General features: G+C 74.4%; 6 protein-coding genes and 1 pseudogene. 4 read left to right on the forward strand and 3 right to left on the reverse strand.

Going from position 1 to position 10,017, the window contains the following annotated elements; genetic code table 11:
- Positions 1–41: 41 nt before the first annotated feature.
- Positions 42–137 (reverse strand): annotated as a pseudogene (locus tag ACFPZN_RS21115) (GntR family transcriptional regulator); the annotation flags it as partial.
- A gap of 179 nt (positions 138–316) precedes the next feature.
- Between ACFPZN_RS21115 and ACFPZN_RS21120 the strand changes: the two are divergent.
- Complete coding sequence (locus tag ACFPZN_RS21120; protein ID WP_378283770.1) at positions 317–1,141, forward strand: methyltransferase domain-containing protein; 825 nt, start codon at positions 317–319, stop codon at positions 1,139–1,141.
- Positions 1,142–1,338: 197 nt separating this feature from the next.
- Here the strand turns inward: ACFPZN_RS21120 and ACFPZN_RS21125 are convergent, their stop codons facing one another.
- Together ACFPZN_RS21125 and ACFPZN_RS21130 are read right to left on the reverse strand one after the other, a co-directional pair.
- The gene (locus tag ACFPZN_RS21125) at positions 1,339–4,131 is read right to left on the reverse strand and encodes a leucine--tRNA ligase (RefSeq protein WP_378283771.1); all 2,793 of its coding nucleotides are present in this window, start codon (positions 4,129–4,131) and stop codon (positions 1,339–1,341) included.
- Positions 4,132–4,339: 208 nt separating this feature from the next.
- Positions 4,340–5,896, reverse strand: a complete 1,557-nt coding sequence (locus ACFPZN_RS21130; protein ID WP_378283772.1) for an MFS transporter — start codon at positions 5,894–5,896, stop codon at positions 4,340–4,342.
- A 130-nt stretch (positions 5,897–6,026) separates the two neighbouring features.
- Between ACFPZN_RS21130 and ACFPZN_RS21135 the strand changes: the two genes are divergently transcribed.
- From ACFPZN_RS21135 to ACFPZN_RS21145, 3 genes are all read left to right on the forward strand, one after another.
- Positions 6,027–8,165, forward strand: coding sequence for an ATP-binding protein (locus ACFPZN_RS21135; RefSeq protein ID WP_378283773.1), 2,139 nt, complete (start codon positions 6,027–6,029; stop codon positions 8,163–8,165).
- Between the two features lie 119 nt (positions 8,166–8,284).
- The gene (locus ACFPZN_RS21140; RefSeq protein ID WP_378283774.1) at positions 8,285–8,647 is read left to right on the forward strand and encodes a YciI family protein; all 363 of its coding nucleotides are present in this window, start codon (positions 8,285–8,287) and stop codon (positions 8,645–8,647) included.
- A 2-nt stretch (positions 8,648–8,649) separates the two neighbouring features.
- Complete coding sequence (locus tag ACFPZN_RS21145) at positions 8,650–9,921, forward strand: RNA polymerase sigma factor (RefSeq protein ID WP_378283775.1); 1,272 nt, start codon at positions 8,650–8,652, stop codon at positions 9,919–9,921.
- Positions 9,922–10,017 lie beyond the last annotated feature (96 nt).

Here is a 10,017-nt window from a genome sequence, read left to right on the forward strand (position 1 = left end):
CCCTGCCCGGCGGCGTGTCCGTCCTCGATGAGGCGCTGGTACGCCTCGGTGACCACGCCGCGCGAGACCCGCAGCTCCGCGGCCAGGACGCGGGTCGCCGGGAGCCTGCTGCCGACCGGCAGGCGGCCGTCGGACACGGCCGCGCGCAACCGCTCGGCCAGCCAGTCCGACAGCCCGCCCGGCGGAGCCTCGCCGATGTCGAGCTGGAGGAAGTCCGAACCCGCCGAGGAAAACCGGCCGGCGGCGTTATGGACTGGTCGGGCATGGCCTGATTGGACCTGTTCACGCGGTCCATTGTGGCGGCACCGTGAAACGCATGAACGCGACGACGTCCCCGGCTCCCTACGTCCACGGCTACTCCGAGCACGAGGCGCGGCGCCTCGGCGACCAGGCCGACACGCTGGCGGAACTGCTGCACGCGGGCACCGGCTACCCGGCCGGGAGCCGCGTGCTGGAGGCCGGATGCGGGGTGGGCGCCCAGACGGTGCACCTGGTGGCGTCGAGTCCGGGCGCCCGCCTGGTGTCGGTGGACGTCTCCGGCGCGTCGCTCGCGCAGGCCCGCGAACGGGTGCGGGCCCAGTCCCCCGGTGCCGACGTGCAGTGGCACCGCGCCGACCTGTTCGACCTGCCGTTCGCGGACGCCTCGTTCAACCACCTCTTCGTGTGCTTCGTGCTGGAGCACCTGCGGGACCCGCTGAAGGCGCTCACCGCACTGCGGCGGGTCCTGAGACCGGGCGGGACGATCACGGTGATCGAGGGCGACCACGGTTCGGCGTTCTTCCACCCCGACAGCGCCCGCGCCCGCGCCGCGATCGGGCATCTGGTGCGGCTGCAGGCGGGCGCGGGCGGGGACGCGCTGATCGGCCGGCGGCTGCATCCGCTCCTGGACGCCGCCGGCTACGGCCACGTCACCGTGCGCCCCAGGACCGTCTACGCCGACCGCACCCGGCCCGCGCTGGCCGAGGGCTTCACCCGCGCCACCTTCACCGCCATGGTCGAGGCCGTGGGCGAGAAGGCCGTCGCGGCCGGTCTCACCACCCGCGCCGACTGGGACCAGGGCATCGCCGACCTGCACCGGACGGCCGAAGGCGACGGCACCTTCCACTACACCTTCTTCAAGGCCGTCGCAGTGAGGCCATGACCGGTGAGGCCGTGGCCGGTGGAGCCGTATGCGCTGAGGCGCGAGAACCCCGGGCCCCGCCGCCGGGCCGGGTTGGGGACCGGCCCGGAGGCGGGTGTACCAGACGGCGGCCAAGAGCACTGTGACCGACATCCGTTACAGCGCCGGGGCGACCCGAGATGTCACCCGCCGATCTCAGCGGGTGGCCGCCCGCGGGCTCAGAGGACGATGTTGGCGATCCGGCCGGGGACGATGACCAGGCGGCGGACGGCGCGGCCGTCGGTGTGCGCGGCGAAGTCGGCGTGCCCGGTCAGGAGGCGTTCGATCTGCTCGCGTTCCGCGTCGGCGGGGACCTCCAGGGTGAAGCGGGTCCGGCCGTTGATCTGGACCGGGATCGTGACGACCCGCTCGGCGGCCAGGGACGCCTCGGCCTCCGGGAACGGCGCCCAGGCGAGCGACTCCCGGTGGCCGAGACGGCTCCACAGCTCCTCGGCAATGTGCGGGACCAGCGGCGCCGCCATCAGCACGAGGGCCTCGGCGAGCTCGCGCGGCACTCTCTCCAGCCTGGCGGCGTGGGTGTTCAGCTCCATCAGCCGCGTGATGGCGGTGTTGTAGCGCAGCTCGTCGAAGTGCTCGCGGACGGCGGCGATGGTCTGGTGCAGCCTGCGGAGCGTGTCGGCGTCGGGCGGCGTGTCGGCGACGCGCGGCAGGCCGGTGTGCTCGTCGACGACGTTGCGCCACAGCCGCTGCAGGAAGCGGTGGACGCCCATGATGTCGTCGGTGCGCCACGGCCGGTCGGTGTCCAGCGGGCCCATCGCCATCTCGTGCAGGCGGAGGGTGTCTGCGCCGTAGCGCTCGTACAGCTCGTCTGGGCTGACGCCGTTCTTGCGGCTCTTGCCCATCCGGCCCGCGCGGCGGGTCACCGGGCGTCCCTGGTGGGTGCACGAGCCGTCGTCCGCCTGGACGACCTCGGCGGCGGGGATGTACATGCCGCGATCGTCGGTGAAGGCGTCGGCCAGGACGTACCCCTGGTTGAAAATGCGCGCGAACGGTTCCTTGGTGGAGACGTGGCCGAGGTCGAACAGGACCTTGTGCCAGAACCGCGCGTAGAGCAGGTGCAGGACCGCGTGCTCCGCGCCCCCCACGTACAGGTCCACTCCCCCGGGGCCTGCGGGGTCGAGCGGGGACATCCAGTAGCCCTCCACCTCGGGGTCCACGAACGCCGTGTCGTTGGTGGGGTCGAGGTAGCGCAGGTAGTACCAGCAGGATCCCGCCCACTGCGGCATGGTGTTCAGCTCGCGGCGGTACCGCTTGGGGCCTTCGCCCAGGTCGAGTTCGACGGTCGCCCATTCCTTGGCACGGGCCAGGGGTGGTACGGGCGGACTGGAGTCGTCCTGCTGCGGTTCAGGGCGGAAGTCGGTCATCTCGGGGAGTTGCAGGGGCAGCATGCTCTCGGGCAGGGCGATGGGCATTCCGTGCTCGTCGTACACGATCGGGAACGGCTCGCCCCAGTACCGCTGGCGCGAGAACAGCCAGTCGCGCAGACGGTAGGAGCGGACTCCTTCGCCTATGCCGTGCCGTTCCAGCCATGCGATGGCGTCGGTGACGCCTTGCCATTCGGCCGTGGGCCCTGATTCGAGGCGGACGGGCAGGCCGAACTCGTCGGCGAACTCCCGGTCGCGCTGGTCATGGTCGGGGACGGCCATGATCGCGCCCGTTCCGTATCCCGGGAGCACGTAGTCGGCCAGGAAGACCGGCATCGGGGTTCCGGTGACGGGGTTGACGGCGTGGGCGCCGGTGAACACTCCGGTCTTGTCCGTGCTGTCGGACGTGCGCTGCCGGTCGCTGAGACGCTCCACCGTTTCCCGGTACGCGGCGACGGCATCACGCGGCGTCCATTCCCTTTTTCCGGCGCGGCCCCGTGGGTGGCGCCACGCCTCCGGGGTGCCCTCGGGCCAGGGCCCGGCGACGAGCCGTTCCACCATGGGGTGCTCGGGGGCCAGGACCACGTAGGTGGCGGCGGGCAGGGTGTCGGGGCGGGTGGTGAAGACCTCGATGCCCGGTCCGGACGCGTCGCCGGCGACCGCCAGGGTGATGTGCGCCCCGTCGCTGGCGCCGATCCAGTTGCGCTGCATCCGCTTGAGCGAGGCGGGCCAGTCGAGGTCGTCCAGGTCGTCGATCAGCCGCTGGGCGAGCGCGGTGATCCGCAGCATCCACTGGCGCAGCGGCCTGCGGTAGACGGGGTGGTTGCCGACGTCGCTGCGGCCCTCGGCGGTGACCTCCTCGTTGGCCAGGACGGTGCCCAGGCCGGGGCACCAGTTGACCGGCTCCTCGGCGACGTAGGCCAGCCGGCGGGCGTCCACGGCGCGGCGGCGCTCCACCGCGGTCAGCTCCCCCCAGCTCCGGCCGCCGGGGACGGGCCGGGCGCCGCTCTCGAACTCGGCGACCAGGTCCTCGATCGGGCGGGCGCGGCCGGTGCGCTCGTCCACCCAGGCGCCGAAGAGCCGCAGGAAGATCCACTGGGTCCAGCGGTAGAACGGGACGTCGCTGGTGGCGATCCCGCGGCGCCGGTCGTGGCCCAGGCCCAGCCGCCGCAGCTGGCGGCGCATGGCGGCGATGTTGGCCGCGGTCGTCTCGCGCGGGTGGCGGCCGGTGTCGATGGCGTACTGCTCGGCGGGCAGCCCGAACGCGTCGTACCCGAAGGTGTGCAGGACGTGGTCGCCGGCCATGCGCCGGTAGCGGGCGTACACGTCGGTGCCGATGTAGCCGAGCGGATGGCCGACGTGCAGCCCGGCGCCGCTGGGATAGGGGAACATGTCGAGGACGTAGAACGGGCGCCGGCCCGCCATCCGGTCGAATCCGCGGGCGAGCGGCCCGGCGGGGTTGGGCGAGCCGAAGGTGCCCTCGCGTTCCCAGTGTTCCTGCCAGTTCAGTTCGATCTCGTTCGCCGTCCGCGCGTCGTAGCGGAAGGGCGGCCGGTCGTTTCCAGTGTCGGTCTTCTCGTTCATCATCCTCGTCACCGCGGGTTCGCCTGGGCCGGGAAATGAAAAAGCCCCTCAGTGCATGAGGGGCGGCCGCGCTGACAGCTGTTCAGCGTGTCAACGCGGCTCGAGAAGAAGAAGGCTCTGTGGGAAGGCCATGGCGCGAGAGTACATCACCAAGGCCCTATTGGTCGCGGGGCGGCCGCCGCGGACAGAGGGCGGCCGCCCCGGACGGTGGTCAGCGGCCGATGGGGGGCTGGTGGCGCAGCAGGGCCGCGGCGAGCGCCGCCAGGGCCAGGACCAGGACGGTGCTGATCAGGGCCGTGACGCCCAGCCCGCTCATGAACGCCTCCTTGGCGTTGTCCAGCAGTTGCCCGGCCAGCGGGGAGGGGAGCCCTTCGGCGGCGGTCACGGCGCCGCCGACCGATTCGCGCGCGGCCGTCTCCGCCTCGGGCGGTGCCTCCGCCGGGACGTCGAGCAGGGCCCGGTAGGCGGCTGTCCCGGCGCTGCCCAGCACGGCGACGCCCAGCGCGATGCCGAACTCGCCGGAGGTCTCGGCGACGGCCGACGCCGCTCCGGCCTTCTCCTGGGGCGCCGATCCGACGATCAGGCCGATGCCCAGCGCGCCGACGGGGGCGGTGCCGAGGAAGCCGACGGTCATCCCGCTGATGAGCGCGGCGGGCCCGTCGGCCGCGGCCATCAGCAGGAACCCGGCGGCGGCGGTCACCAGTCCGGCGGCGATCAGCGTGCCGGGACGGATCCGCCGCGCCGCCAGCGGGCTCAGCAGGGATCCGGCGACCAGCGCCAGCGTGGGCAGGGCCAGCCACAGCCCGGAGCGCAGCGGTGACAGGCCCTCGACCGACTGCAGGTACTGGCTGGCGAACAGGTAGACGCCGCCTTGGACGACCATTCCGAACAGGACGATCACGAGCGCGGCGCTGAACGAGCGCCGCCGGAACAGGCGCAGGTCCAGCAGCGGGTGGGGCACGGTCCGCTGGCGCCGGACGAACAGCGTCCCGAACAGGGCCCCGGCGGCGAGCGCGGCGTAGGCGAGGGGCTGGGCGGGGTCCTTGGCGATCTCCTTGAGCCCGTAGATGAACGGGAGGATGGCCAGCAGGGACAGCGCGACGCCGGGCGGGTCGACGCGGCCGGCGCCGGGGTCGCGGCTCTCGGGCAGCAGCAGCGGCGCGGTGATCAGCAGGAGCAGCATGACGGGCACGCCGATGAGGAAGACCGAGCCCCACCAGAAGCTCTCCAGCAGCGCGCCGCCGACGATCGGGCCCAGCGCCGCGCCGCCCATGAAGCAGCCGGTGAACACGCCGATGGCCAGGGTGCGCTGGCGCTCGTCGCGGAACATGGTGCTGATCAGGGCGAGGGCGGAGGGCATCAGGGTGGCGCCGGTGACGCCCAGCAGCACCCGCGCGGCGATCAGGGCCTCGGCGGTGGGGGCGTAGGCGGCCAGCGCGGAGGCCGCGCCGAAGGCGGCGGCGCCGGTCACCAGCAGCCGGCGGCGGCCGATCCGGTCGCCGAGGGTGCCCATGGTCACCAGGAACCCGGCCATCATGAACCCGTACACGTCCATGATCCACAGCAGTTGGGTGGGGCCCGGTCTCAGGTCCTCGCCCAGGTGCGGCAGGGCCAGGAAGAGCACGGTGTTGTCCAGGGACAGCAGCAGGGTGGGCAGGGCCAGCACGGCCAGGCCCGCCCATTCCCGGGCCCCGGCCCGCGCGGCCTTCCCCGAGGCCGGCCCGGAGCCGGGGCCGTGGCCCGGTTGGGGCGCGACGGTTGCGGACATCGTGGGTTCGCCTCTCTCCAAAGGGTCGGTCATGCGGCGGCCGGGACGTCCCGTCCGCCGCATGACCACCCTGGGGCGGGGGTGTTATGACGGGATTCGGACGCGGTTATGGCCGGGCTAGTGTTGGGGCATGCGTTTCGGGGTGCTCGGCCCGCTGGAGGTGTGGACCGGTTGCGGGCGCGCGGTCCGCGTCCCCGAGCTGAAGGTCCGGATGCTGCTGGCGGCGCTGCTGGCGGCCGAGGGCCGGCCGGTCTCCCCCGGCCGGCTGATCGAGGACCTGTGGGCCGCGGAGCCTCCGGGCAAGCCGGCCGGTGCGCTGCGGGTGAAGGTCTCGCAGCTGCGGCGGGCGATGGAGGAGGCCGAGCCGGGCGGGCGCGGGCTGGTGGAGTCGGGTCCTGCGGGCTACCTGCTCAAGGCCGGGGACGTCGACGCGCGAAGCTTCCAGGACCTCACGGCCAGGGCGCGCCGCGCCGGTGACCCTGCCGCCAGGGCGGCCCTCCTGAACGACGCCCTCGCCCTGTGGCGCGGCCCCGCGTTCGCCGACTTCGGCGAGGACGCTTTCGCCCGCGCCGCCGTCACCCGCCTGGAAGAGGAGCGCCTGACCGCGCTGGAGGAGCTGGCCGAGGCGCGCCTGGCGCTGGGCGAGCACCACGCGCTCATCGCCGAGCTCAGCGCGCTGGCCGAACGCCATCCGCTGCGCGAACGCACCCAGGCGGGCCTGATGCGGGCGCTGTACCGGGCCGGGCGGCAGCACGACGCCCTGGAGGGGTACCGCCGCCTGCGCGTCCGGCTGCGGGACGAGCTCGGCTTGGATCCCAGCCCCGAGCTGGACGCCCTCCATCAGGCGATCCTGCGGCAGGACCCGGCGCTGCGGGCGCCCGCCGTCCCGCCCGTCCGGCCGCCCGCGAACCTGCCCGTTCCTCCCGACGACCTGATCGGGCGGGACGCGGAGGCGGGCGAGGTCGTCGAGGCGCTGGCGGGCGCGTTCCGGCTGGTGACGCTCACCGGTCCGGGCGGGGTGGGCAAGACGCGGCTCGCGCTGGAGGCCGCGGCCCGTGCGCGCGACTCCTTCCCCGACGGGACCTTCTGGGTGGAGCTGTCCGGCCTGCCCCGCGACACCGCCTCCCCCGAGGGCGTCGCCGAGGCGGTGGCCGCCGCGATGGGCGTCCGCGACGACGACGCCGGCCGCGCCCTGGAGGAGCTGGCCGGGCGGCGGGCGCTGCTGGTCCTGGACAATTGCGAGCATGTGATCGAGCCGGTGGCCAAGCTGGCCGACGGGCTGCTGCGGTCGGCGCCGGGCGTGCGGATCCTGGCCACGGCGCGCGAGCCGCTGGGGTTGTCGGGCGAGTTGCTGCGGGTCGTCCCGCCGCTGGAGGCGCCCGCGGGCGGCGACCGCGATCCGGAGGCGCTGCGCCGTGCCGCCTCGGTGCGCCTGTTCGAGGCGCGCGCCTCGGCGGCCGCGCCCGGTTTCGCCCTTGACCTCGGGAACGCGGCGGCCGTCGCCGCCATCTGCCGCCGCCTGGACGGGATCCCGCTGGCCCTGGAGCTGGCGGCCGCGCGGGTGCGGGCCCTGGGCGCCGTGCAGCTGGCCGCCCGCCTGGACGACCGGTTCCGGTTGCTGGGCACGGGCCGGCGCGGCGTCCCGGAGCGGCAGCGGACGCTGCGCGCCGCGATCGACTGGAGCTGGGAGCCGCTGGACGGCGTCGAGCGCGCCGTGCTGCGCCGGCTGTCGGTGCACGCGGCCGGCTGCACACTGGAGGCCGCCGAGGAGACCTGCTCGGGCGACGGCGTCGAGCAGGCCGAGGTGGTGGACGCGATCGCCCGGCTGGTGGACCGCTCGCTGGTCGTCATGGCCGACGGCCCCGGCGGGCCCCGGTACCGGCTCCTGGAGTCGGTGGCGGCCTACGCCCTGGAGCGGCTCGGCGAGGCGGGCGAGCGCGAGCGCGTCCAGCACCGCCACGACGTGTACTACACCCTGGTCGCCGAGTGCGCCGAGGCGTTCCGGGAGGGGCACGCCCGGCGGCGCTGGCTGGCGCGGCTGGACGCCGACACCGCCAACCTGCGCGCCGCGCTGGAGAGCGCGACCCGGCGCGGCCAAGGCGACCTGGCGCTGCGGCTGACGCGGGCGCTGGCCTGGTACTGGATCGAGCGCGGCCGGCCGGGCGAGGCGGGCCGGTCCCTGTGGGCCGCCCTGACCGAGTCGGCCGACGCGCACCGTCTCGACGGCCTGGCCGCCGCCCTCAGGGAACTGGCCCCCGACCCCGGTTGAAACGGGGCCGGGCGAGCGGGCCGAGATCTTTTCGCGAAAGGATGTCGAGAACGGGCGGGGCGCTTCGACCTGCAGGTGAGAGGCCCCCGCGAGGGGGGCCGTGAGGTGAGGAGCACCCGATGAAGTACCTGCTGATGATCCACATGAACGACGAGGCCTGGGAGCGCCTGTCGGAGGCCGAGCGCAACGAGATCATGAATGCGCACGAGGGGTTCCAGAAGATGCTCCGCGAGTCCGGCGAGATGGTCGTCACCCACGCGCTGGCCAATCCGTCCACCAGCGCGATCGTCCGGGTCAAGGACGGCGTGCCGGCGGTGACCGACGGGCCGTTCGCCGAGGCCAAGGAGTACCTGGCGGGCTACTACGTGGTCGACTGCGAGAGCCGGGAGCGGGCGCTGGAGATCGCGGCGCACATGCCCGAGTCCCGGTTCCTGGGCGTGGAGGTGCGGCCGATCATGTACAGCGCGGGGATGGAGATGTGAGCGTGGACGGCACGCCCTCCCGGACGGACGCCGGGCCGGACGCCGGTGTCGAGGAGCTGCTGCGGGCGCTGGCCCCGGGGGTCCTGGGCGTCCTGGCCCGGCGCCACGGCGACTTCGGCGCCGCCGAGGACGCGGTGCAGGAGGCGCTGCTGGCCGCCGCCGTGCAGTGGCCCCGGGAGGGCGTGCCGGACAACCCGCGCGGCTGGCTGGTCACCGTCGCCGCCCGCCGGATGGCCGACCAGGTGCGCAGCGAGCAGGCGCGGCGGCGGCGCGAGGTGGCCGACGCCGTCGCCCGCCCCGCCGACGACCTGCTGGCACCGGCCGCCGACGCCGCTCCGGCCGCGGCCGAGCGGGACGACACGCTGACCCTGCTGTTCCTGTGCTGCCATCCGGCGCTGTCGGGGGCCTCGCAGGTGGCGCTGACGCTGCGCGCTGTGGGCGGCCTGACGACGGCGCAGATCGCGCACGCGTTCCTGGTGCCGGAGGCGACCATGGCGCAGCGGATCAGCCGGGCCAAGCAGAAGATCAAGGCGGCCGGGGCGGTGTTCGCGCCGCCGCCGCGGGCCGAGCGGGGCGAGCGGCTGGCCGCGGTCCTGCACGTGCTGTATCTGATCTTCAACGAGGGCTACACGGCCACGGCCGGTCCCGATCTGGCGCGCGGGGAGCTGAGCGGGGAGGCGATCCGGCTGGCCCGGGCGGTGCGGGCGATGCTGCCGGACGACGGGGAGGTCGCCGGGCTGCTGGCGCTGATGCTGCTGACCGACGCGCGCCGTCCCGCCCGCACGGGGCCGGGCGGGGAGCTGGTCCCGCTCGCCGAGCAGGACCGCGGGCGCTGGGACCGGGCCGCGATCGCCGAGGGCGTGGCGCTGGTGTCGGAGGCCCTCCCGCAGGGGCCGGTGGGGCCGTACCAGCTGCAGGCGGCGATCGCGGCCGTGCACGCCGAGGCGGAGCGGGCCGAGGACACCGACTGGACGCAGATCCTCGGCCTGTACGGGCTGCTGGCCAAGGTCGCGCCCAATCCGATGGTCTCCCTCAACCACGCGGTGGCGGTGGCGATGGTGAAGGGGCCGCGGGCCGGGCTCGGCCTGCTGGAGGGGTTGCGGTCGGACGAGCGGCTGGCGCGGCATCACCGGCTGGACGCCGTCCGGGGGCATCTGCTGGAGATGGCGGGCGAGGCCGAGGCCGCCCGCGAGTCCTACCGGACGGCCGCGCGCCGTACCGCCAGCCTTCCCGAGCGCCGCTACCTGGAGGCGAAGGCCGACCATGTTCGCTGAGGCGAAGGCCGACCATGTTCGCTGAGGCGAAGGCCGACCATGTTCGCTGAGGCGAAGGCCGACCATGTTCGCTGAGGCGAAGGCCGACCATGTTCG

Origin of the sequence: Actinomadura rugatobispora (assembly GCF_042656285.1) — a bacterium.
In the GTDB taxonomy this organism is placed as follows: domain Bacteria; phylum Actinomycetota; class Actinomycetes; order Streptosporangiales; family Streptosporangiaceae; genus Spirillospora; species Spirillospora rugatobispora.